The sequence below is a fragment of the Streptomyces sp. FXJ1.172 genome (assembly GCF_001636945.3).
Classification (GTDB): domain Bacteria; phylum Actinomycetota; class Actinomycetes; order Streptomycetales; family Streptomycetaceae; genus Streptomyces.
On sequence record NZ_CP119133.2, the window covers coordinates 7,182,279 to 7,204,574 of the forward strand.

General features: G+C 72.8%; 18 protein-coding genes and 1 pseudogene. 10 read left to right on the top strand and 9 right to left on the bottom strand.

The window, feature by feature from the left end; all coding sequences use genetic code 11:
- Nucleotides 1-348 precede the first annotated feature (348 nt).
- Nucleotides 349-783, bottom strand: a complete 435-nt coding sequence (locus A6P39_RS32290) for a hypothetical protein (protein ID WP_067052843.1) — start codon at nucleotides 781-783, stop codon at nucleotides 349-351.
- Nucleotides 784-1,049: 266 nt separating this feature from the next.
- Between A6P39_RS32290 and A6P39_RS32295 the strand changes: the two genes are divergently transcribed.
- Complete coding sequence (locus A6P39_RS32295; RefSeq protein ID WP_067052845.1) at nucleotides 1,050-1,853, top strand: SGNH/GDSL hydrolase family protein; 804 nt, start codon at nucleotides 1,050-1,052, stop codon at nucleotides 1,851-1,853.
- A gap of 55 nt (nucleotides 1,854-1,908) precedes the next feature.
- On the opposite strand, the gene A6P39_RS32300 is transcribed toward A6P39_RS32295, so the two are convergent.
- The 4 genes from A6P39_RS32300 to A6P39_RS32315 form a co-directional block, all read right to left on the bottom strand.
- Entirely contained in the window at nucleotides 1,909-3,552 is a 1,644-nt protein-coding gene (locus A6P39_RS32300) for a serine/threonine-protein kinase (RefSeq protein WP_079133693.1), read from the bottom strand.
- A gap of 43 nt (nucleotides 3,553-3,595) precedes the next feature.
- Nucleotides 3,596-5,215, bottom strand: a complete 1,620-nt coding sequence (locus A6P39_RS32305) for a nickel/cobalt transporter (protein WP_067052847.1) — start codon at nucleotides 5,213-5,215, stop codon at nucleotides 3,596-3,598.
- On the bottom strand, nucleotides 5,212-6,879 hold the full coding sequence (locus A6P39_RS32310; protein ID WP_234379151.1) for a tetratricopeptide repeat protein: 1,668 nt from the start codon (nucleotides 6,877-6,879) through the stop codon (nucleotides 5,212-5,214). The genes A6P39_RS32305 and A6P39_RS32310 overlap by 4 nt, the downstream gene beginning before the upstream one ends.
- A 112-nt stretch (nucleotides 6,880-6,991) precedes the next feature.
- Complete coding sequence (locus A6P39_RS32315; RefSeq protein ID WP_067052849.1) at nucleotides 6,992-8,545, bottom strand: DUF4331 domain-containing protein; 1,554 nt, start codon at nucleotides 8,543-8,545, stop codon at nucleotides 6,992-6,994.
- Nucleotides 8,546-8,755: 210 nt separating this feature from the next.
- Between A6P39_RS32315 and A6P39_RS32320 the strand changes: the two genes are divergently transcribed.
- The 3 genes from A6P39_RS32320 (at nucleotide 8,756) to A6P39_RS32330 (ending at nucleotide 10,554) form a co-directional block, all read left to right on the top strand.
- Nucleotides 8,756-9,298, top strand: a complete 543-nt coding sequence (locus A6P39_RS32320) for a sigma-70 family RNA polymerase sigma factor (protein ID WP_067052851.1) — start codon at nucleotides 8,756-8,758, stop codon at nucleotides 9,296-9,298.
- On the top strand, nucleotides 9,295-10,146 hold the full coding sequence (locus A6P39_RS32325; RefSeq protein ID WP_067052853.1) for an anti-sigma factor: 852 nt from the start codon (nucleotides 9,295-9,297) through the stop codon (nucleotides 10,144-10,146). Before A6P39_RS32320 ends, A6P39_RS32325 begins: the two co-directional genes overlap by 4 nt.
- Nucleotides 10,147-10,272: 126 nt before the next feature.
- The gene (locus tag A6P39_RS32330) at nucleotides 10,273-10,554 is read left to right on the top strand and encodes a hypothetical protein (protein ID WP_067052855.1); all 282 of its coding nucleotides are present in this window, start codon (nucleotides 10,273-10,275) and stop codon (nucleotides 10,552-10,554) included.
- A 61-nt stretch (nucleotides 10,555-10,615) separates the two neighbouring features.
- Here A6P39_RS32330 and A6P39_RS32335 read toward each other — a convergent pair.
- The 4 genes and pseudogenes from A6P39_RS32335 to hmgA form a co-directional block, all read right to left on the bottom strand.
- A pseudogene (locus A6P39_RS32335) lies at nucleotides 10,616-11,843 on the bottom strand (CaiB/BaiF CoA transferase family protein).
- Nucleotides 11,844-11,987: 144 nt separating this feature from the next.
- The gene (locus A6P39_RS32340; RefSeq protein WP_067052857.1) at nucleotides 11,988-13,142 is read right to left on the bottom strand and encodes a type ISP restriction/modification enzyme; all 1,155 of its coding nucleotides are present in this window, start codon (nucleotides 13,140-13,142) and stop codon (nucleotides 11,988-11,990) included.
- 25 nt (nucleotides 13,143-13,167) lie between these two features.
- Entirely contained in the window at nucleotides 13,168-13,917 is a 750-nt protein-coding gene (locus tag A6P39_RS32345; protein WP_067052859.1) for a GntR family transcriptional regulator, read from the bottom strand.
- 45 nt (nucleotides 13,918-13,962) lie between these two features.
- Nucleotides 13,963-15,273 carry a homogentisate 1,2-dioxygenase gene (gene hmgA / locus A6P39_RS32350; protein WP_067052862.1) on the bottom strand — a complete coding sequence of 437 codons (1,311 nt, stop codon included), beginning with the start codon at nucleotides 15,271-15,273 and terminating at the stop codon, nucleotides 13,963-13,965.
- Between the two features lie 185 nt (nucleotides 15,274-15,458).
- Here hmgA and A6P39_RS32355 point away from each other — a divergent pair, with 185 nt between their 5' ends.
- From A6P39_RS32355 to A6P39_RS32380, 6 genes are all read left to right on the top strand, one after another.
- Nucleotides 15,459-16,085 (top strand): hypothetical protein, encoded by a 627-nt coding sequence (locus A6P39_RS32355; protein WP_199840953.1) that lies wholly within the window; start codon nucleotides 15,459-15,461, stop codon nucleotides 16,083-16,085.
- 64 nt (nucleotides 16,086-16,149) lie between these two features.
- Nucleotides 16,150-16,767, top strand: coding sequence for a TetR/AcrR family transcriptional regulator (locus A6P39_RS32360; RefSeq protein ID WP_067052873.1), 618 nt, complete (start codon nucleotides 16,150-16,152; stop codon nucleotides 16,765-16,767).
- A gap of 123 nt (nucleotides 16,768-16,890) precedes the next feature.
- Nucleotides 16,891-19,122, top strand: a complete 2,232-nt coding sequence (locus A6P39_RS32365) for a molybdopterin oxidoreductase family protein (protein ID WP_067052876.1) — start codon at nucleotides 16,891-16,893, stop codon at nucleotides 19,120-19,122.
- Nucleotides 19,123-19,350: 228 nt separating this feature from the next.
- Nucleotides 19,351-20,079: a hypothetical protein gene (locus A6P39_RS32370; protein ID WP_067052879.1), complete on the top strand. Its 729-nt coding sequence runs from the start codon at nucleotides 19,351-19,353 to the stop codon at nucleotides 20,077-20,079.
- Complete coding sequence (locus A6P39_RS32375) at nucleotides 20,066-20,752, top strand: class F sortase (protein WP_067052882.1); 687 nt, start codon at nucleotides 20,066-20,068, stop codon at nucleotides 20,750-20,752. The genes A6P39_RS32370 and A6P39_RS32375 overlap by 14 nt, the downstream gene beginning before the upstream one ends.
- A gap of 136 nt (nucleotides 20,753-20,888) precedes the next feature.
- On the top strand, nucleotides 20,889-22,253 hold the full coding sequence (locus A6P39_RS32380; RefSeq protein ID WP_067052885.1) for an ABC transporter ATP-binding protein: 1,365 nt from the start codon (nucleotides 20,889-20,891) through the stop codon (nucleotides 22,251-22,253).
- The last annotated feature ends 43 nt before the right edge of the window (nucleotides 22,254-22,296 follow it).

A 22,296-nucleotide genomic window follows, 5' to 3' on the forward strand; every position in this document is an offset into this window, starting at 1 on the left:
GCCCCGTTGTGTGTCCGGTTCGAAAGGGGGGTTCTCATCTTCGGCACGGCGAATCGATCTCCGTGCACGCCGATGAGCTGGCAAAGCAGGCCGGTCTGCCCGGGAAAAACGGCAGCCGGTCGCGCGGCACGGCCCGGAGACGATTGCGGTCACCGAGCACGGCACCCCCCTACCGCGCCCCGCGCCGGTGACGCCGTGGCCCTGAGCCCTCCCCTGGAGCCATGTGCCGACGTGCCGGTGCGGGTGAGATGTACGACGGTATTGACGATTGAACCCGAAAGGCAAGACCTGTGAGGCTGCCTCACATTTTTGTTGGTTTGGCCGTTACACAACTTTGGCCTATGTTGCTCAGACTTGTGTTCGCTTCCTCGAACTGGTTTTTTCCCTGACGAGGACCGATCCGAGCAGCAGCAGGCTGAGCGCGGTCACGGCGATCACTCCGCCGCGGACCGACCACCGGTGTACGGCCAGCATGCCCTGGGCAACCAGCATGTTCAGGACGACGGCGCCCGCAAGTGCGGTGAGCGCCCGGCCGAACGGATCCAGCCCGCGCAGCGCCGTGCCGACCGCCGCCGCCGGTGCGGCGAGCAGGAAGAACAGCGTGCACGGGCCGCGCAGCGGTGAGGCGGAGCCGAGCAGGGCGAGCAGCGCGCCGGCCCCGGCGACGGCGGTCGCGGCCCCCGCGAGCAGCGGTGTCAGGGCCCCCCTCGGCCCCGGCCGTGCCCCGTCGGTGTCCTCTGTACTGCCGTCCGATGAACGTGACTTGATGCGTAAGGTCTGCATTGGCGACCGTGCCCCCCGATTTGACCCCGACGCGCCGGATGTCGGGCTTCAATGTGGCGCAGGCCGGGGCGGGCCGTCAAGACGACGGCCGAGGGCGAGTTGACCCGTAGTCAACATGTTTGACATGCCCACGCAAGATGTGGGTCGGTGAAATTCTCCGGTTGATCTGGTTCAGGCTTCAAAAAAGTCTTGGCATGGACACTTCCGGTCAACGCGCGTAGGAGTTACCACAGTTGTAGGCAGAGATCCTGCTATAGGGAGGCACCATGAGTCGTTTCAGACTTACCGGATATGTGACCTCACTCCTCCTCGCCGCCGGCCTCGGGCTCGGCGGGGCCGCCACGGCCCAGGCCTCGACCGCAGCAACGGGCGGTTATGTGGCGCTCGGTGACTCCTACTCCTCCGGAGTGGGAGCGGGCAGCTACATCAGCTCGAGCGGCAGCTGCGACCGCAGCACCAACGCGTACCCGTACCTGTGGAACGCCGCCCACTCCCCGTCGTCGTTCGCCTTCAACGCCTGCTCGGGCGCCACCACGGACGACGTCATCAACAACCAGCTCGGCTCGCTGACCTCCGGCACCTCACTGGTGTCCCTCACGATCGGCGGCAACGACGCCGGATTCTCCGACGTCATGACGACCTGTGTGCTGCAGTCCGACAGCGCCTGCATCAGCCGGATCAACACCGCCAAGGCGTACGTCGACTCCACGCTCCCGGGCAAGCTCGACAACGCCTACAACGCGATCAGCGCCAAGGCCCCCAACGCCAGGGTGGTCGTGCTCAGCTACCCCCGCTTCTACCTGCTCGGGCAGACCTGTCTCGGGCTCTCCGACACCAAGCGCTCCGCGATCAACGACGCGGCCGACTACATGGACGCCGCCATCCAGAAGCGCGTCGCGGCGCACGGCTTCGTCTTCGCCGACGTCCGCTCCGCCTTCTCCACCCACGAGATCTGCTCCGGCGACTCGTGGCTGCACAGCGTGAACTGGCTCGACATCAGCGAGTCGTACCACCCCACCGCGGCCGGCCACTCCGGCGGCTATCTGCCGGCGTTCACGGACAACGCGTGAGCCGGAACGACGCGTGACCCGCAACGGCAACGCGTCACCCGTATGGGCTCGCCCGTCAGGGTGAACTTCCCGGCGAGCCCGACGCGGAAGCGGAGGCCCCGCCCGACGGGGTCTCCGTCGGCGTCGTACAGCGCACCGAGAACGGCACCGGGTCGGACACCGCCCGCACCGGGGCGCGCACCTCGACGCTGATCGCGTTGCCGGCCGTCCCGCCGCCGGTGCTTCCCGGGTACGCGGTCACGGTCACCCGCACCCGCTGCGTCTTCCCGCCACCCGCCGCGAACGACAGCGTCCGCCAGCCGGGGTCCGCCACCGAGCCGTGCGCGAGCACCCACCGGTACTGCACCTGCGCCGGCACCCGCCCCACCGTGAACACAGCCGTGAACACGGGCGCCTGCGCGCCCGGCGGCGGACAGGAACCGGCGTACGCCGTGTGCGCGCCGGCCAGGGCGACCTGCACCGACTGGGCGGGCTGGGCCGACGAGGAGGTACTGCTCCGGGAGGCCGTCGGGCTCCCGGTGTCCGAGCCGGTGTCGCTGCTCGGCGGGTGCGAGGACGTCGTCGCCGTGGTCGGACCGCCGCCCGCCTCGGCGTTCCCGCTGCCGCGGTGCATCAGCGCGTACGCCAGCCCCGCCAGCGCCAAGGCGAGCGCGAGCAGCCCCGCCACCAGCGCGACCACGGCCCCGCGCCCGCGCCGGGGCGGGTCGGAGGGGACAGGGGCGGTGTCGAAGGCGGGGGCGGCGGGCTGGGGCAGCGGCGGTGTGGCGGACGGCTGCCGGGGCGGCCACGGCTCCTGGCCGGCGACCGGCGGGCCGTACGCGAAGGGCCCCGGCGCCGTGTCCGCGCGGAACGCTCCTTCCTGGGAGGGTGCGCCCCCGGCCGCGACGAGCCGCAGCTCCCGCTCCGCGCGCTCGGCGTCCATCCGCTCGGCGGGGTCCTTGCGCAGCAGCCCCTCGATCACCGACGCGAGCGGCCCGGCCCGGTGCGGCGACGGCAACTCCTCGTCCACCACGGCACGCAGCGTGCCGATCGGGGTCTCGTACCGGAACGGGGAGACGCCCTCGACGGCCGCGTACAGCAGTACGCCCAGGGACCACAGGTCCGACTCGGGGCCCGGGGTCCGGCCCAACGCCCGCTCCGGAGAGAGGAATTCGGGCGAACCGACCACTTCGCCGGTCATGGTGATCGCCGAGCTGCCCTCGACCGAGGCGATGCCGAAGTCGGTCAGCACCACCCGGCCGTCGTTCGCGAGCAGCACGTTGGCCGGTTTCACGTCCCGGTGCAGTACGCCGGCGGCGTGCGCGGCGCGCAGTGCGGACAGCACCTCGGCGCCGATGTGCGCGGCCCGCTGCGGTGGCATCGGGCCCTCGGCCTCCAACTGGTCGGCCAGCGACAGCCCGCGCACCAGCTCCATCACGATCCACGGCCGGCCGCCCTCCACCGCCACGTCGTACACCGTGACCACGTTGCGGTTCGCGACCCGGGCCGCCGCCCACGCCTCCCGCTCCAGACGCGCGTACATCCGCTCGACGTCGAAGGCGGGCAGCCCGGCCGGGGCCCGCACCTCCTTGACGGCCACCTCCCGGTGCAGGACCTCGTCGCGGGCCCGCCAGACGGTGCCCATGCCGCCCTCGCCCAGCGGGGACAGCAGACGGTAGCGGCCCGCGATCACACGGTCGCGGTCCGGTTCTCCGGACACGGGCGCCCCCAGGCATGTCGCGTGATTCCTCCACAAAAGTAGCTCAGCCGAGGGCCGATGCGGCCCCCCTGAGCACCAATCCGGCCCCCAGGGCCAGGACGGTGAGCGCGGACGCGAACGGCAGGGTACGGCGCACCAGCGCGGCCAGCGGGTGCCTGCTCCAGCGCGGGCGCCGCGTCAGCACCCGGCTCGCCCCGGAACCCAGCCGGACCACGGCGAAGCCGGCCGCGGTGAGCGTCAGCGCGAGCCCGGCGCCGTAGGCCACGACGAGCAGCAGCCCGAACCAGGCCTTTCCGAGCGCGGAGGCGCCGACGAGCACGACCACGGCCGACGGACTCGGCACGAGCCCACCGGCGAAGCCGAGCAGGATGGTGCCGCGGAGGGTGGGGGCGGTGGGGTGGGTGTGGGTGTGACCGCCATGGGTGTGCGTCATGGCGTGTTCGTGTGCGTGGTGGTGCTGATGCACATGCTCTTCGTGCACGTGGTCCCCGCGCCCATGGTCTCCGTGCACATGTTCCCCGTGCACATGGTCTCCGTGTCCATGGTCCCCGTGCACATGGTCCGCCGCCGGGTCCGTGTGGCCGGCGCCCACCAGGGCCAACTGCCGTGGTGCGGCGGGCTGCACGGGGTGCGGGTGGGCGTGGGCCCGGTTGCGCCACGCTCGCCGTACGAGGTTCGCGCCCGCCGCCAGGACCAGGGCGCCGCTCGCCAGGCCCAGCCAGGCGATCACCGACGGCGTGGCGGCGGATCCGGCCGTGACGAGCAGGCCCAGCGCGACGACGCCGAGGGTGTGGGTGACGGTAACGGACGCCGCCAGTGGCAGGACGTCACGGAGCCTGGCCTTCCCGCCGCGCGCCACCGCGGTGGCCGCCATCAGGGTCTTGCCGTGGCCCGGGGCGAGGGCGTGCAGCGCGCCGAGGACGACCGCGACGAGCAGCGCGAGGGCGGCGAAGCCGAGGGTGAGGTCACGGCGGGCCACCAGGCCGTTCAGGGCCTGCGTCCAGCGGTCGGCGCCCCGGGGCAGCACGGAGGCGACCGGGCCGTCCTGACGGTCCTCGGCGAGGGCCGGGCCGCCGGGCCGCACCCGCAGGGACGCGGTGGAGGTGTCGGCCGGGGAGGACAGCAAGTCCTTGGGATAGGTGGTGAGTTCGTGCGAGACGGACGTCTTCGGCACGTTCGACCCGGTGAGCGTCATCCGGTCCCCGCGCGCGGTGATCTCCCGCCAGCCGGGGCCGGACCAGCCCGTCTCGGCGTGGAAACCGAGGGCGACCGAGCCGGCCCGCACGACAGGCGCGGTCCAACGGCACTGCACGCGCAGGGTGTTGAGACCGGCCTGGCCCGGGCGCAGGGCGGCCGAGCTGTCCCGCACGGTGAGCGGGACCCGGCGCCCGGCCACGGTCAGCTCGCTGCCCCCGGCGGCCCGCTCGCAGCGCTGCCGGGCCCACCGCGTCATGCCCAGCCGCCCGATGTCCGGCTTGGCCTGGGTCGCCGGGATCTCGGCCAGGTCCTCGACGTGGTCGACCCGGAGCAGACCCGGCGCCGCGACGAGGCCGTCGTACCGGTTGACGGTGAAGTTGCCGAGGGGATGGGCGCTCGCGCCGGTGGCGGGCAGGAACACGAGGGCGCACACGGCGACGAGGACGAACGGCAGCCGCAGTCTCACTTGGCGGCCTCCAGTGCCGTACGGGCCTTGGCCGCGCCCAGCGGGGAGAAGCCGGGGTTCAGCTTCAGGGCCGAGGCCAGTGAGGCGCGGCCCGCCGCGCGGTGGCCGGTGGCCAGCTCGATCACGCCGCGGTGGTAGAGGAAGACGGCGTTGCGGTAACCGGTGGCGGTGGCCTGCCGGGCGTAGCGGAGCGCCTCCTCGTCATGGCCGTTGACGTGCAGGGCCCAGGCGAGCGCGTCGGCGGTGTGCACGGTGTGCCGGCGGGCCCATTCGGCGCGGGCCGCGCGCAGGGCGGCCGCCTTGTCACCGTGGTCGGCGGCGGCCAGCGCGGTGTCGAGGTCGGCGTTGACGCCATTGGCCCGGGCCAGCGAGATCCAGGCGTCCACCAGGGCGTACTGCTCCTTGGCCCTGGCCCGGTCGCCGGCCGCGCCCCGTGCCTCGTACAGCTCGCCCAGTTCGACGAGCGGGCCCGGCAGCGGATAGCGGGACACCACCGTCTCCATGCCCTTGATCGCCGCGGCCCGGTCACCGCTCGCGGCCTGCGCCCGGGCCCGGCCCTCCAGCGCGGGAAGATAGGTGTCGTCGGCGGCGAGGGCGCGGGCGTAGCAGGTGAGGGCGGTCTTGTAGTCGCCCTGGTTCCAGGCGAGCTGGCCGAGCTGGGCCGCCACGTAGGCGATGTCGCCGGGTGAGGTGGCGCCGGACAGCGCCTGCTGGAGGACCCGGCGCGCGGTGGCCACGTCGCCGCGCAGCTCGTGCACGTACGCGTACCGCGTGAAGACCGGGACGCCCGGCTTGCGGGCGTCGGCGGTCTCCGCGGCCTGCGACGCCTCGGCGTAGCGGCCGAGTTCGACCAGGGCGTCGATGCGGGAGGACAGCGCGCGCTCGCTGTACGGGTTCTGCCGCAGGGCCTGGTCCGCGTAGGTCAGGGTGTCCGCGAAGTCGTGCCGCGCGGCGGCGAGGGCGGCCCGGCCGGCCAGGGCCTGGTCGTTGTCCGGGGCCAGTGCCAGGGAGCGGCCGAGCGCCTTGTCCGCCTGCGGATACCGGGAGGGATCGCCCTTGGTCCGGGCCTGCTCGACATAGGCCAGACCGAGAGTCGCCCAGCTGCCGGAGTCCTTCGGCTGGGTCCGCAGGTGCGCCTGGACCGCGGCGATGCTCGCGTCCAGACCGCCACTGCCGAGGACCCCGGGGTCCACGGCACTGGATGCCGTCGGCACGGACGCGGGCGCCCGGTCCGCACCCACGGCGATCGCACCACCGGTCAGGGCTATCGCCAGCAGCACGACGGACCCGCCGAGCTGAAAGGCCCGCCAGCGCCGCCCGGCAGCGGCGACGCGCCGTACGGCGATGACGCGGTCGTCGCGGTCGCGGGCAGCGGACTCCTCGGCGCCGGAGGCCGCAGACTCCTCGGTGCCGGAGGCCGCAGACTCCTCGGTGCCGGAGGCCGCGGGGGTGTCGGTGCCGTGGTGCGCGGGCCTGTCCGGTCCGGCGGCGGCCGAGGGCTCGTCCGCGGGGCGCGGGCCGGGCTGTGCGGATGCGGTGTCCGAGGGGGCCTCGGGGCCGAGAGGCGAGGCCGCTGTAGGGGAGGCCACCGCGAGAGCGGGGCCGTCGGCGCCGTCCACCCTGTTCCCGCCCTTCTCGTCGTCGTCCTGTGTACGCGGGCCCATGCCCTGCCTCCTGCTGCTGCGTCTGCTCGTCTGCTCGGCCGGTGGTGCAAAAGGCGCGGCCCGCCGTGGGGGAAGGAGATACGGGCCGCGCCGGTCTGTGGTGGGGGCGGGATCAGTAGGGGCGCTGGATGCGGCGGCGCCACCAGGCGACGGCGGTGCCGAGCAGCAGGATCCCGGCCGCGCCCGAGGCCGCCGAGGCGGCGATCAGCACGGTGTTGCCGGAGCCGGACCCGGACCCGGCCGGCTGGAGGGCGTCGCCGAGCTGGCTGCGCACGTCCGTTCCCGCGGTCGTGCCCTTGGCGAGCGGGCCGCGCGAGCCGGAGGTGGGCTCGGCGACGTACGGGAAGTACTTCTCGAAGTTCTGGTCGTTCTTGTCGACCCCGTCGCCCAGGTTGTTCTTCATGCCGACCAGCGAGCCCTCCATGACCTGGAGCGCCTCGTCCACCACGTCGTCGGTGAGCCGGCGCCCGTTGGGGAAGCCCGCGTTGTCGCCGTCCAGGACGCCGAGCCGCTTGGGGTGCATGCTCGGCTTGATCGAGGTGTTCAGCCGAAGCATCTCCGAAGGCCGCACGTTCGGCGGCTGGTTGAGGCCCTTGACGCCCTTCAGGAACACGTCGACCAGGTCGTTGCGCGGCTCGCTCGGCGCCTTGATCTTGTAGATCTGCTCGATGAGCTTCGGCAGCTCGGGGTTGGTGACGTTCTTGAGGAACTGGCCGTCGTACGCGGGCTGCGAGGCGTTGAACCTGTCCTTGTCCTTCTGCGGGTTCACGACCTCGTTGACCAGTGGGTTGCCCAGGCGGGAGACCTGGGTGTAGTAGCCCTGCGCGTTACGGCGCTGGGTCGTGGACCAGACACCGACCACCGGCTGGCCCGCCGACTCGCGGATCAGGGCGGTGGGCACCTGCAGGGCGATGGTGTTGACGTTGTAGCCCTTGAGGGTGTCGTTGCCGACCTCGCTGAGGTTGCCGCCGTACAGCAGGTCGAAGACGCGCAGATCGGCGAAGAACGGGTCGTCCGCCTGCCCGGCGAAGGTAGTGCCACCCCCGGCCGTCTTGTAGACGGCCTGCGAGCGCAGCTTGGCGTAGTCCGGCATGGAGGCCTTGCCGACGTTCGAAGGCGCCGCCGGCACGTCGTCGGCGAGCTTGGTCCGGTACACCACCCGGTCGTGCTTGAGCCGGAGCAGTTCGAGGTCGTAGGTCTGCGTGATGTTGAGGTTCGGGTCGTCGAGGCTCTTCACGGCGCCGGTGTTGTAGAGGAACGTGTTGCGGTTCTTCGTGTGCGTCTTGAAGGTGTAGCGGAAGATCAAGTCGTCGTGCGCGTCACCGTTGTTGTCGACGTGGATGTCGTACTGGGCGTCGTCCGCGAACGTGTAGAAGTTCGGCCCGCCGGCCGGCTCCTCGAACGGGATCCAGTTCGCCACGATCGTCGTCGTGTCGGGCTTGTCCGGGCTGACGAACGCGTACAGGTCGGTGTTGTCGTACTGCGGGGTCCCCGAGATCAGCGGGGCCTCTCGGTGCGAGGAGGCAAAGGCCGCCCCGGGTGCGAGCGTGGCGACGCCGGCGGCGGCGAGCCCGCCGGCCGCGAGTGCCCCGCACAGCAGCGCGACCAGGCCCCTGCGCCCCGTACCGCGCCCCGGTCCGCCACTCCTGGAAACAAGAGGTGTCATGCCGTCCGTCCTCAGTGCCGACTTGCCTTTGACGGACGGGTATACGGAGCGGGGACGCCGATCGGATTGGCCCGGCGCGAAAAAAGTTTTGGATGTCCTCGGACCCGCGTTTTCGGCCCGCTGATACGTATCACCTGCGGGAGGTGGGCGTTCATGCGGATGCGTGGAACGCGGGGAAGAGCCGGCTGCGGTCACGGAGAAGGGGCCCGCATGCAGGCCGACGAGCTGCTGGTGCTCGTCGCGGACGGCGACCAGAGGGCGTTCGAGGACCTGTACACCCTGGTGTCCGGCCCGGTGTACGGACTCGTCCGGCGGGTGGTGCGCGATCCCGCCCAGTCCGAGGAGGTCGCCCAGGAGGTGCTGCTCGAGACCTGGCGCTCCGCCGCGCGGTTCGACCCCGGCCGGGGCAGCGCGCTGTCCTGGATCCTCACCCTCGCCCACCGCCGCGCCGTCGACCGGGTGCGCAGCGCCCGCGCGGCCGGCGAACGCGAGCAACGGGAGGCGCTGCGCGCCGGGGAGACCGCGTTCGACCAGGTCGCCGAGGAGGTCGAGGCGGGACTGGAACGCGAATGGGTGCGCCGCTGCCTGAAGCGGCTCACGGACCTCCAGCGCCAGTCGGTGACCCTCGCCTACTACGACGGTTACACCTACCGTGAGGTGGCCGAGCGGCTCTCGCTGCCGCTCGGTACCGTCAAGACGCGGATGCGTGACGGACTCACCCGGCTGCGCCAGTGCCTGGGAGGCGCCGCATGAGCATCCTCGGCAGGCTGACGGGCCGTGGGGACCTGCACACCCTCGCCGCGCCCTACGTGCTCGACGCCCTCGAACCCGGTGAGCGGCGCCGGTTCGAGAAGCATCTGCGGGGCTGCGACCGCTGTGCCGCCCAGGTGCGTGACCTGGCCGAGGACGCGGTGCGCCTCGCCTGGTCCACGGCCGCCCCCGCGCCGGCCGGCCTGCGGGACCGGGTGCTGACCGCCGTACGCGCCACACCGCAGGAGCCGGCCCCGGGCGGGGTGGCGGGGCGCGCGCCGCGGGAGCGGAACCGGTCGCGCGAGCGCACGCCCCCGCTGCCGCCGCACGTCTGGGGCACCCAGCCCCTGCCGGGACGCACCCGTACACCTCGCACGCGCCCCTTGTTCGTGCCGCTCGCCACGGCCACCGCGGCGGCGGCCCTCGTCGTCGCCTCCCTCTTCGCGGTCCAGGCGCACCACGCCCAGGACCGGCTCGACGCCGCACAGGTGCGGGCACGTGAGATCGCCCACGTTCTGGCCGCTCCCGACGCCCGCGCCACGAACGGCAAGGACGCGCGGGGCCGCGGTATCGGAGTGATCGCTTCCGCCTCGCGGCGCGAAGCCGTCGTCACCCTCAGCGGGTACGCCACCCCGCCGGGCGGGCGCGTACGCCAGCTCTGGCTCATGCGCCCCGGTGCGCCACCGCGCTCCCTCGGGCTCTTCGCGGGCGACACGCCCCTGCTCGCCAGGGGGCTCGACAGCTCCTCGACGTCACTCGCCGTAACCGTCGAACCTGACGGCGGCTCAGCGCAGCCAACCAGCCAGCCCATTGTGCAACTCACCCTGAAATCGGTCGGATTCGGAGAGTAGTCGAAGCGGCATGGTCAACCGCCTTGTGGGGAAGGTGAATCCTGTGGGCGCGATACACGCGTGCCGCCTTGGGGCGATAGGGTTACTCTGCCCGGGCCGGGTGGACTCGTACGGGTGGGGAGTGACATGGATCAGATAACAGTGCGCAGCAGGGCCAGGGTCCCTGCGATCACCTGCGGGAGCAGCGCGACCAGTTCGCGTCTCGACCGTCATCTGTCGGTGCTGGCGGGTCCCGCCATACCGCAGCAGAAGGCCGCCGAGGCGACCTCGCTGATGCGTGAGCTGACGGCGCGTGACACCGCGCAGCAGCGCAGCGACCGGGGCAAGCGGGTCAGCCGCGTCTCCCTGTTCGCGCCGCTGCGCCGGCTGCGCCGCTCGCTGTTCGGCGGGCACGGACGCGGCCATTGAGCGGGCGGAGCCGCCGCTGACCTGGCGAGCGGCCCCCTGAACCCGTCCGGGGTGCCCGTGCTCAGGCCGCCACACCATCCCGGCGCATCGCTGCGATCTCCTCGTCCGTCATCCCCACGGCACGCAGCAGCGCCTCGGTGTGCTGTCCGAGCGCGGGCACATCACCCATCCGTGCCTCGTCCCCGCCCGGCAGTGTGATGGGGGGCAACAGCGCCTTCAGCGGCCCGACCGGCGATCCCACCTGACGCCACCGCTCCCGGGCCGCCAGCTGCGGATGCGCCGCCACCTCGGGCAGGTCCCTCAGCCGGGCACAGGCGATGCCCGCCCGCTCCAGCCTCTCCAGCGCCTCCTCGGTGGCCAGCGCGCCGAGCGCCCGCGTCACCAGCTCGTCCGTCCTGTCCCGGTGCGCGACGCGCGAGGCGTTCGTCGCGAACACCGGATCCGTCCCCAATTCCGGGCGGCACAAGACCTGTTCGGCCAGCCGCCGCCACTCCCGGTCGTTCTGCACGGACAGCAGCACCCGCCCGCCGTCCGCCGTGACATAGGCGTCGTACGGCGCGATGACGGAGTGCGCGAGTCCGGTCCGCGCCGGGGGTTCGCCCCCGTGCATCGCATGGTGCAGGGGATGGCCCAGCCACTCGGCGAGCGCCTCCAGCATGGACACCTCCACCGGCCCGCCCCGCCCGGTCGTGCCGCGCCGTACCAGGGCCGCCAGCACGCCCGAGAACGCGTACATGGCCGCCGCGATGTCCGCCGCCGGGATCCCGGCCTTCACCGGCTGCTCCGGCGTCCCCGTCACCGACACGAGCCCCGCCTCGCACTGCACGAGCATGTCGTACGCCCGCTTGTCCGCGTACGGGCCGAAGGAGCCGTACCCGGAGACGTCCACGGCGACCAGCCGGGGGTGCGCCGCGCACAGCGTGGCCGCGTCGAGCCCGAGCCGGGCCGCCGCCCCGTGCGCGAGGTTCTGCACGAACACGTCCGCGTCCGCGATCAGCCGCCGCACGGCGTCCAGGCCGCGGGGGTCCTTCAGGTCGAGCGCGAGGGACTCCTTGCCGCGGTTGCACCACACGAAGTGTGAGGCGAGGCCGCGGGCCGCCGTGTCGTAGCCGCGCGCGAAGTCGCCGCCGTCGACCCGCTCCACCTTGATGTGCGCCCAGGTCGGCGAGCTGCCGGGTCGCGAAGGGCGCGGCCACGGCCTGTTCGACGGCGACGACGGTGATGCCCTCCAGGGGCAGGGGCTGTTGGTCCGCGGGCTGGTGCCCGGGCCGGTCCTTGGGCTGGTCCATGAGCGGGATCATGCCCCTGAGCGGCGGTTTTGTCAGCAGTGCGGTGCTGCTCGCCGCGACTGTGGCGGCGCACGGCCGGCGGCAGGAACACGGCGACCAGGGCGAGGCTCCGGGCGAGCGGCCCGGCGGCCGGCGCGGGGGCCGTCAGAGCAGGGTGAACTGGCCCTCCGGGCCCTCCTCGTGGTGGTCGAGGACCGAGGCGGGGCGCCGGGCCGCCTCCGGTGCCGGCAGGACGCCCGCCGCCCGCAGATCACCGGCGGTGAGGGGCGAGGTCACCTTCAACTCCGCCCGCAGCGGGCGCAGTTCGGCCAGCAGGGTCAGGACGGTGATCAGTTCCAGCAGCTCCGACGTCCAGGTCTGCGGCCAGGTGGCCGGGCGGATCGCCGCCAGGGTGCCGGGCTCGGCCTGGGCCGTACGGGCCGTGAACCAGGATTCCAGGACCCGGATTCCGGCCACCTCGAACTCCCAGGCCTGCGGCGGGACGGGGGAGACACGGCCCTCGTCCAGGTGCAGGGTCTCCTCGCCGGGGTCGTAGTGGAGGGTGCGGGGGAGGCTCGGCAGGGGTGCGCGGACGTAGGGGCGGCGGCCGCCCGGCAGCTTGGGGCGCTCGCCGTCACGGCGCATCAGCCATAGCAGGCGGTGCCCCAACTCGGTTCCGGAGCGCCATACTTCGGGGTCGCCCGTGAGCGGGACGGTGAGGTCCGGGCGGATCGCGGCCAGGATCCAGGCCAGCACGTCGGGTGCCGTGGGGCGGCTGCCGAGGCGGTCCGCCAGGTGGTCCAGCAGACCCGGGGCCAGGTTCGGTTCCGTGCCGCCCGGGCGGCGGTACAGGGGGCGGACGCGGCCCGTGCGGAGCGTCGGCAGGAGCGAGGTCGCCAGCAGGGGGGTGCCGTCGTCGGCCGTCTCCGCCGTGAACACCTGGCGGGCGTCCGCCACCCGCCACAGCTCCGGGCGGGCCGCGTCGAGCAGCCGGTGGTCCGGGATCAGCCACTGTTCGTCGAAGGGGGCCGTCAGGACCCGTACCGGCTCCGCGCAGGGTCCGCCGGCGCGGGCGAGCCGCTCCGTGCCGGACGGCTGACCCGGCAGCTGGCCCACCGCGGAGTCGAGGGTGCGGGCGCGGCTCGGCTCGAACAGGGCCCGGCGGTCCGGGCCCTCGGCCTTCAGCAGCGCCTGCCAGCGGGCCTTCAGGGAAGCCGGATCGGGGCCCGCCGGCCAGGCGCGGCCCGGCCGCAGCGGTGCGACGGACCACGGCATGAGGTCCGCCAGCGGCGGAGCGTCGTCGTACGTCACGCAGGGCATGGTACGGCCTCACCGGGAGCCGGGATCAGGTCGCCTCGAGTGTCACCGTGAACGAGAACCGGTCCCCCCGGTAGTGGATCACCGCCACGTCCAGCACCCGCCCCTCGGTGTCGTACGTCACGCCCGTGTAGTGCAGGATCGGGCTGAGCAGCGGGACTTGGAGGAGACGGGCGGTCTCCGGATCGGCGAGTCTTGCCTCCACCGTGTCCGTGATGCGGCTGATGTCCGCCCCGACCACGTCCCGCAGCACCTTCGTCATCGGCCAGCGGATCAGGTCCTCCAGGTCGATGCGCGCGGCCAGGTCGGGGCGGACGTGGTTGACGGCGTGGTTGGTCGGCTCGCCGGTCTTCTCGTCGCTGCGCAGCCGGTGGTACGCCGCCACCTCCTCGAAGTCCGGGAAGTACTCGGTCAGTCCGGCCGGCACGGGCACGGTGCCGTGGTCCAGCAGCTCGGTCGTCATGCCCGACTGCTGGGCCACGATCGCGTCCACCGAGCCCAGCAGCCGCACCGGGGCGCCCCTGCGGACGCCGGGCTCGATGAACGTGCCGCGCCGCCGGTGCCGGCTGATCAGCCCCTCGTCCTCCAGTTCCTTCAGCGCCTGCCGCATGGTGAGCACGCTCACCCCGTAGTGCTCCGCCAGCTGTTCCTCGGTGGGCAGCCGCAGCGGGTCCTCCGTCGAGCGGCCGAGTATCGAGGCGCGCAGCGACTGCGACACCTGGTACCAGAGCGGCAGCTTGCGGTTCAGGACGATCGAGTCAGGGGCGAAGGAGGTCACGCGATTATCCGTACCTGTCGATGAACATCAGGCGCAACCGAGGTGTCATGCGCGGAAGTGGGGCTCGAGGCCCCGCCATACGTCGTCGTAGCGCTGCTGGAGGTGGTCCGCGGCGGCCGCGTGCGGGGCGAGGGTCACCGGCCAGCGGGTCTCGAACATGAACGCCAGCCCGTCGTCGATCTTCTGCGGCTTCAGCTCGGCCGCGCTCGCCCTGTCGAAGGTCTCCCGGTCCGGGCCGTGCGCCGACATCATGTTGTGCAGCGACCCGCCGCCCGGCACGAAGCCCTCTGCCTTCGCGTCGTAGGCCCCCTCGATCAGGCCCATGTACTCGCTCATCACGTTCCGGTGGAAGTACGGCGGCCGGAAGGTGTCCTCGCCCACCAGCCAGCGTGGGGCGAAGACGACGAAGTCGACCCCGGCCAGGCCCGGGGTGTCCGACGGAGAGGTCAGGACCGTGAAGACGGACGGGTCCGGGTGGTCGTAGGAGATGGAGCCGATCACATTGAACCGGCGCAGATCGTAGACGTACGGCACATGGTTGCCGTGCCAGGCGACCACATCGAGCGGGGAGTGGTCGTAGGTGGCCGTCCAGAGATTGCCGCAGAACTTGTTCACCACCTCCACCGGACCCGCCACTTCCTCGTACGCGGCGACCGGCGCCCGGAAGTCCCGGGCGTTGGCGAGCCCGTTGGCGCCGATGGGCCCGAGGTCCGGCAGCCGGAACGGTGCCCCGTAGTTCTCGCACACATAGCCGCGGGCGGACTCGTCCATCAGCTCCACACGGAAGCGCACCCCACGCGGGATCAGTGCCACGTGGGCGGGCTCCACATGGAGGCGCCCGAACTCCGTGTGCAGCAGCAGCCCGCCGCGCTCCGGCACGATCAGCAGCTCCCCGTCGGCGTCGGAGAAGACCCGCTCCATCGAGGCGTTGGCGTGGTACAGGTGCACGGCCATGCCGGTGCGCTGGGTCGCGTCGCCGTTGCCGCCGAGCGTCCACAGGCCGGCGAGGAAGTCGGTGCCGGCGGGCGGCTCGGGCAGCGGGTTCCAGCGCAGCCGGTTGGGGTCGGGCACGGCTTCGGCGAAGGGGGCCGTACGGATCGCGCCGTTGCCGGTGCGGGTGAACGCGGGATGCGCGGCCGACGGGCGGATGCGGTAGAGCCAGGAGCGCCGGTTGTGCGCCCTCGGCTCGGTGAAGGCCGCACCGCTCAGCTGCTCCGCGTACAGGCCGAGCGGCGCGCGCTGCGGCGAGTTGCGGCCCTCGGGCAGGGCGCCCGGCACCGCCTCCGAGGCGTGTTCGTTGCCGAACCCGGTCAGGTACGACAGTCCCGCGGCGGTCTTCCGCGCGTCCCCGCTCATGATCGCTCCCTTGCGCTCCTGCGGCGCGTCTGATGCGCTCCCGATTCCTATGCATCACCGTAGGAATGAGTGGGGGGTGGACGCAAGAGGGGCCCGGCTACTCCGTCCGGGGGATCACGAAGGACGGCCGGAACCAGACTTCAGAGGGATCCGGAAGACCGGAACGGTGTTCTACTCTCGCGAGCATGTCGTGGACGCCGTGGACCCGCAGAACTCTCGCCGCGCTCGCGGTGTGCGTCCTGTTGCCGCTCGGAGCGGCGGGCTGCGCGACCGGGCACGCCCGCCCATACGTGCAGTCGCCCGCGCCGGTCGGCAAGGTCTTGGGCGACACCGACGAGACCGGCCGGCATCTGCGCGAGGTCGGCAAGAAGGACGCACCCGAGGTCGGCGTCGAGGTCACCCCGGACACGCGCGGCGGCTGGGACGTGCGCCTCACCTTCGGCCACTTCCGCTGCTCCGCGCCCGGCGCCGGACGCACGGCGGTCACCGGGCGCGGACTCGCGTACCTCTTCGTCGACGGCCATGAGGCCGCCCGGCTGCGCTCTCCCGACTACCACCTGCCCGACCGGCTCGTCCCGCGCGGCACCCACCATGTCACCGCCCGCCTGTACGCCGACGACGGCACCGCATGGGCCGTGCACGGCAAGCCGGTCCAGAGCACGGCCGACATCACGGTGTCGGACCCGCAGCCCCCGCAGGCGCCCCCCGCACCGTCCTCGGCGCCGCCCTCGTCCCCGGCCTCGAAGGCGACTTCCGCGCGGTCTCCCGGAGCGGCGGCCACGCCCACCATGGGGGGCTCCCCGGTGCGATGAGTGCACCGGCCACCTTTGCCCGTAAAGGAGGGCGAGGTTCACCGGAACCCGGCGGAGAGGCATCATGAAGCCCGTGCCCCACGCGACATCGCTCCGTCGCGCGCCCGTCCAGCGGCGCAGCGCCGAACGGCTGACCCGGATCCTCGACTCCTGCGCCGAACTCCTCGACGAGGTCGGCTACGACGCCCTGAGCACCCGCGCGGTCGCCCAGCGCGCCAACGTGCCCATCGGCTCCGTCTACCGCTTCTTCGGCAACAAACGGCAGATGGCCGACGCCCTCGCGCAGCGCAACCTCGAGCGGTACACCGAGCGCGTCACCGAGCGGCTGAAGCAGGTCCGCGAGGGGGACTGGCGGGCCGCGACGGACGCCGTCCTGGACGAGTACCTCGCCATGAAGCGCACCGCGCCCGGCTTCTCCCTGGTCGACTTCGGCAATCAGATCCCGGTCGGCGTCCGCCAGGCCGAGCCCAACACCCTGGTCGCCGACCGGCTGATCCACCTGCTCTCCGGCTATGTCGGGCGCGCCCCGGACGACGATCTGCGCCGGGTCTTCCTGGTCGCCGTGGAGAGCGCGGACACCCTCGTCCAGCTGGCCTTCCGTACGGATCCGGAGGGGGACGAGGCGATCATCACCGAGACCCGGGAACTGCTGCGGGCGTATCTGGGGCGCGTGCTCGACTGAAGGATCCCCGCTGCGTTCATCCCAGGGGGCTCCGGGGGCTCCCCTCCATCCCTACCGGTCGGTATGCTCGCCCCGAGCCCGTACGCGCTCGCCCGGCACCGCCGCCGACCCCCGGGAGGATCCGTGTCCCGCACCGCCCTGCGCATCTGCCCGCTCTGCGAGGCCACCTGCGGGCTGACCCTCAGTATCGAGGGCACCCGTGTCACCGGCGCCCGCGGCGACCGCGAGGACGTCTTCAGCAAGGGGTTCATCTGCCCCAAGGGCGCCTCCTTCGGCGCCGTCGACGGCGACCCCGACCGGCTGCGCACCCCGCTCGTCCGGGTCGACGGCCGTCTGCGCGAGGCGAGCTGGGAGGAGGCCTTCGACGCGGTCGCCGCCGGCCTGCGCCCGGTCGTGGAGCGGTACGGCCCCGACTCCGCCGGCGTGGTCCTCGGCAACCCCAACGTGCACACCGTGGCCGGCGCCCTCTACCCGCAGGTCCTGCTCGCCGCCCTGCGCACCCGCAGCGTGTTCACCGCCTCCACGCTCGACCAGATGCCCAAGCACGTCTCCAGCGGGCTGCTCTTCGGCGACGCCAACGCCATCCCCGTACCGGACCTGGACCACACCGGTCATCTGCTCCTCATCGGCGCCAACCCGCTGGAGTCCAACGGCAGTCTGTGCACCGCCCCCGACTTCCCCGGCAAGCTCAAGGCGCTCAAGGCCCGCGGCGGCCACCTGACCGTGATCGACCCGCGCCGCACCCGCACCGCCAAGCTCGCCGACCGGCACCTGGCGATCCGCCCCGGCACCGACGCCCTGCTGCTCGCGGCGATGGCGCACACCCTCTTCGAGGAGGACCTGGCCGACCTGAAGGCCCTCGCCCCGCACGTCCAAGGAGTCGATGAACTCCGGCACGCCCTGGGCGACTTCACCCCGGAGGCCGTGGCCGAGGCCTGTGACGTCGACGCGGACCTCATCCGCACCCTCGCCCGCGAACTCGCCGCCGCCCCCACTGCCGCCGTCTACGCCCGCATCGGCAGCTGCACCGTCCCGCACGGCACCCTGGCGAGCTGGCTGGTCGACGTGCTCAACATCCTCACCGGCAACCTGGACCGGCCCGGCGGCGCCCTGTTCCCGCAGGCCGCCACCGACAAGACCCCTCGCCCGGCGGGCCCCGGGCACGGCTTCGCGCTCGGCCGCTGGCACTCCCGGGTCCGCCGACTGCCCGAGGCCAAGGGCGAGTTGCCGCTGTCCGCGCTCGCCGAGGAGATCGACACCCCGACCCGTGAGGGCGAACCGATACGCGCGCTGATCGCCGTCGCCGCCAACCCGGTCCTGTCCGCGCCCGACGGCGACCGCCTCGACAAGGCCCTGGACTCCCTCGACTTCATGGTCTGCGTCGACCCGTACCTCAACGAGACCTCGCGCCACGCCCACGTCGTCCTGCCTCCGCCGCCACCGTCCCAGAGCCCGCACCACGACTTCGCCTTCAACACCCTCGCGGTCCGCAACCAGGTCCGCTACAGCCGCCCCGCCGTCCCGCTGGAGCCCGGCCGCATGGCCGAGAGCGAGATCCTCGCCCGGCTGATCCTCGCGGCCACGGGCATGCACGGCGCCGAACCGGACACCGTGGACGCGATGGTCGTCGACCAGACCCTCGGCAGGGCCGTACGGGAAAAGCACTCCCCGGTGCACGGCCGTGATCCGAAGGAACTCGCCGCCCGGCTCACCGGTGACACCGGCCCCGAGCGGCGGCTGGACATGATGCTGCGCCTCGGCCCCTACGGCGACGGCTTCGGCGTACGGCCCGACGGGCTGACCCTCGCGAAGCTGCTCGCCCACCCGCACGGCATCGACCTCGGCCCGCTGCGCCCCCGGCTGCCGCAGCCGCTCAAGACCCGCAGCGGCAAGGTCGAGCTGCTGCCCGAGCCGATCGCCGCCGATCTGCCCCGGCTGCGGCAGGCGCTGGGGGAGCGGCCCGCGGGCCTCGTCCTCGTCGGCCGCCGGCATCTGCGCTCCAACAACAGCTGGATGCACAACGTGCCCGCGCTCACCGGCGGTTCCAACCGCTGCACGCTGCACATCCACCCCGAGGACGCGGCCCGGCTCGGCGTGCGCGACGGGGCGGACGTACGCGTCAAGGGCGCCGGGGGAGTGGTGGTGGCCCCCGCCGAGGTCACCGACGGGGTCCGGCCGGGTGTGGTGAGCCTGCCGCACGGCTGGGGCCACGACCGCCCCGGCACCCGCCTCTCCCACGCCGCGACCAGCCCGGGCGTCAACGTCAACCAGCTCCTCGACGGCAGCATGCTCGACCCGCTGTCGGGCAACGCTGTGCTCAACGGCATCCCCGTCCAGCTCACCGCAAGCCTGTGACCTGGAGTTTCGCGCTTATTGCTGTCCTCAGGGGTCGGGCTGCGCTCACCCGGGAAGTCCGAGGGGCGCGGGCGCCCTCGCGGCAGGGGCCGAAGCGCTCCGGATTGCGCCGCACGAGCGATCTCTGACGGCGCACCGGGTGTCGGTTCGTCAGAAGAGGTGTGCATCAAGCACAGTCCAGTCGAAAGAACGATTTGTATGAAAATCGTCTAACTCGGAGGAATGTGCATGCCCACCACGACCTCACCACGTGCCTTTGCCGCCCGTGCGGGTGCCACTGCCGTCCTCACCGCCCTTGCCGCGGTGGGTGCGTCGTGGGTGGCGGCCCCGAACGCGGCGGCCCAAGGGGAAAACGGAGACATCAGGGTGCACAGCGTGGGCGTGCCCTACGGTGTGACGAGGGACGAGCCGACGGTCTGCAAGTTCTACCTCGACGCCGTCAACTTCGACATCCTGCCCAACATCCCCTACATCATCCAGGCGCAGCCCCCGCTGCCCAGCGCCGCCACCGTCACCGGCGTCATCACGCTCGCCGGCGGCGCCGGACACACCGACGCGATCGGCCTGACCGACGGACAGTACAAGCTGACCTGGGTCGCGGCGGGCGCCGTGAAGGAGAAGCTCTTCCGCGTCAACTGCCACGACGGCCGGCACGAGGGGGCGAACGGGCAGATCGAGGACCACCAGGAACACCGGGACCACGACGACCACGACGAACACGGCGACCGCGGCGACCATGGCGACCGCGGCGACCGCGAGCGGCACGACGGCCCGGGCTGGGGCAGGGGAGACCACGACGATCCGCCGAGGGGCGGTGTGCACGCGGGCGGCGGCGGTCTCATGGACACGGCGGCCGCCTACTCGCCGGTGGCCGCCGCGGGTGCCGTGGGCCTGATCGCGGTCTGCGGCGCCGTGTACGTCCGGCGGAACCGCCGTCGGCCTCATGGCGCCGCGTAGGCGCAGCCGCAGGCCCTGGTACCGCACCCGCGCCTACCGCCTCACCAGGACGGCCCTGCTGGTGACCGTCCTGGTGACGGTGGGGAGCCGGTGCGGGAGCGGGCACACCGGGCCTGGCCGTGCGGGCGGCCCGGACGCGGTGGCAGCCGCCGGCGGACCGGGCGCGAGCGGGGAGAAGTCCTGCACCGCCCCTTCCGGGCCGCCGCCCCGCCCGCTGCCCCGGTCCCGGCCGACGTCCTTCCGCATCCCCTCCCTGGACGTCGACGCCCCGGTCGCGGCCCTCGGGCTGGACAACGGGCGGCAGCTGGAGACTCCGCCCGTGGACAACCCCAAGCTGGTCGGCTGGTACGAGGGCGGCCCCACACCGGGCGAGTCCGGCACCGCGATCGCCGTCGGCCACCGGGACACCATGACCGGCCCGGCCGTCTTCGCCGCGCTCGCCCAGGTCAAACCCTGCAAGCTCATCGAGGTCGAGCGCGCCGACGGACGCACCGCCCTCTACACCGTGGACCGGATCAAGGTCTACGACAAGGCGGGCTTCCCGGACAAGGAGGTCTACGGCCCGGCCCGGCGACCGGAACTGCGCGTGCTGACCTGCGGCGGCCTCTACAGCCGCCGGACGGGTTACACCAGTAACGTGGTGGTCTTCGCGCACCTGACCGCCACCAAGTGACGAGACGTGCCGTGTGATGTCTTCCCCCGGCCCGCCACATTCCGTTAACTTCCGTGACTCACAGGCCCCGTTCGACCCACGGGGCCTTCGGACCACGGAGCAGCGGCGCTCCGGACAGCCCCCGGGGGCAGCAGTCATGACACGCGCCATCTCACTGCACGACGTGAGCAAGTCCTACACACGCGGCACGCGCGTGGTCGAGGGGCTGTCGCTGGACATCACGCCCGGCGAGTTCCTGGTCCTGCTCGGCCCGTCCGGCTGCGGCAAGACCACCGTGCTGCGGATGATCGCCGGCCTGGAGGACATCGACGAGGGCGAGCTGCTGCTCGACGGCGAGTACGCCAACGACTGGCTGCCCGCCGAGCGGAACATCGCCATGGTGTTCCAGAACTTCGCCCTCTACCCGAGCATGACCAGCCGCGACAACATCGGCTTCCCGCTGCGCATCGAGGACCCCGGCGCCGACCCCGGCCCGCGCGTCACCGCCACCGCCCGCAAGCTGGGCGTGGAGGAGCTGCTCGACCGCTTCCCGAGCCAGCTCTCCGGCGGCGAGCGGCAGCGCATCGCCATGGGCCGGGCCATCGCCCGGCACCCCTCGGCCTTCTTGATGGACGAGCCCCTGTCCAACCTGGACGCCAAGCTCCGAGGCCGGCTGCGCGCCGAAATATCCCAGCTCACCCGGGAGCTGGGGGCCACCACGGTGTACGTCACGCACGACCAGGCCGAGGCGATGTCCCTCGGCGACCGGGTCGCCGTGCTGCGCGGGGGAGTGCTCCAGCAGGTCGGCACCCCGCGCGAGGTCTACGCGCTGCCCCGCACGGTCTTCGTCGCCGCCTTCATCGGCACCCCGCGCATCAATCTGCTCCAGGGCGTGGTCCGCGCCCCGCTCGACGGCGCCATGACCGTCAGCCTGGGCAAGCAGGCCCTGCGGCTGCCCGAACCCCTCTCCCTGGACCACCGGTTGCTGCGGGTCCAGCAGGGCCGCGAGGTCATCGTCGGGCTGCGCTCGGAGGCGGTGCGCATCGCCGGCCGGGACTCCGCCCGGCCGGAAGAGGTGCTGATCACCGGGCTGGTGGAGCACATGGAGTTCCAGGGGCACGAGGTCCTCGTGCACTTCAACACCGGCTCGCGGCCCGCCGTCGTACCGGAACTGGAGGCCCCGCGCCCGGCCGCCCGGCCTCCGCGCCGGCGGCGCAGGCAGGGACCGGGCATGCTGGACCGGCTGCGGGAGCGCGCGGGGTCCCTGCGGCCGGGCCCCTTGCGGGACGGACCGGTGGCCGGGCCCGTCGTCGTCCTGGAGCAGGCGCCTCAGGATCCCGAACCGGCGCCGTCGGCGGTCCGCGTCCCCGGCGACCTGGTCGTACGCACCACCCCGGAGGTCCGGCTGCACCACGGCATGCAGGTCCCGCTCCTCGTCGACCTCGACCGTCTCTTCGTCTTCGACCAGCACGGCGAGCGGATCTGCCCGTGCCCCGACCGGCTGCCGGACCTGGACGAGTGAGCGCGGCCCGGCCCGGCGATGATGTCCGGGAACGTCCGGCAAC

Bases quoted from the DNA above. Each gene is read 5' to 3' on its own strand.
- A6P39_RS32290 (WP_067052843.1), bottom strand. From the start codon at position 783: ATGCAGACCTTACGCATCAAGTCACGTTCATCGGACGGCAGTACAGAG.
- A6P39_RS32295 (WP_067052845.1), top strand. From the start codon at position 1,050: ATGAGTCGTTTCAGACTTACCGGATATGTGACCTCACTCCTCCTCGCC.
- A6P39_RS32310 (WP_234379151.1), bottom strand. From the start codon at position 6,879: ATGGGCCCGCGTACACAGGACGACGACGAGAAGGGCGGGAACAGGGTG.
- A6P39_RS32315 (WP_067052849.1), bottom strand. From the start codon at position 8,545: ATGACACCTCTTGTTTCCAGGAGTGGCGGACCGGGGCGCGGTACGGGG.
- A6P39_RS32320 (WP_067052851.1), top strand. From the start codon at position 8,756: ATGCAGGCCGACGAGCTGCTGGTGCTCGTCGCGGACGGCGACCAGAGG.
- A6P39_RS32325 (WP_067052853.1), top strand. From the start codon at position 9,295: ATGAGCATCCTCGGCAGGCTGACGGGCCGTGGGGACCTGCACACCCTC.
- A6P39_RS32330 (WP_067052855.1), top strand. From the start codon at position 10,273: ATGGATCAGATAACAGTGCGCAGCAGGGCCAGGGTCCCTGCGATCACC.
- A6P39_RS32340 (WP_067052857.1), bottom strand. From the start codon at position 13,142: ATGCCCTGCGTGACGTACGACGACGCTCCGCCGCTGGCGGACCTCATG.
- hmgA (WP_067052862.1), bottom strand. From the start codon at position 15,273: ATGAGCGGGGACGCGCGGAAGACCGCCGCGGGACTGTCGTACCTGACC.
- A6P39_RS32355 (WP_199840953.1), top strand. From the start codon at position 15,459: ATGTCGTGGACGCCGTGGACCCGCAGAACTCTCGCCGCGCTCGCGGTG.
- A6P39_RS32360 (WP_067052873.1), top strand. From the start codon at position 16,150: ATGAAGCCCGTGCCCCACGCGACATCGCTCCGTCGCGCGCCCGTCCAG.
- A6P39_RS32370 (WP_067052879.1), top strand. From the start codon at position 19,351: ATGCCCACCACGACCTCACCACGTGCCTTTGCCGCCCGTGCGGGTGCC.
- A6P39_RS32375 (WP_067052882.1), top strand. From the start codon at position 20,066: ATGGCGCCGCGTAGGCGCAGCCGCAGGCCCTGGTACCGCACCCGCGCC.
- A6P39_RS32380 (WP_067052885.1), top strand. From the start codon at position 20,889: ATGACACGCGCCATCTCACTGCACGACGTGAGCAAGTCCTACACACGC.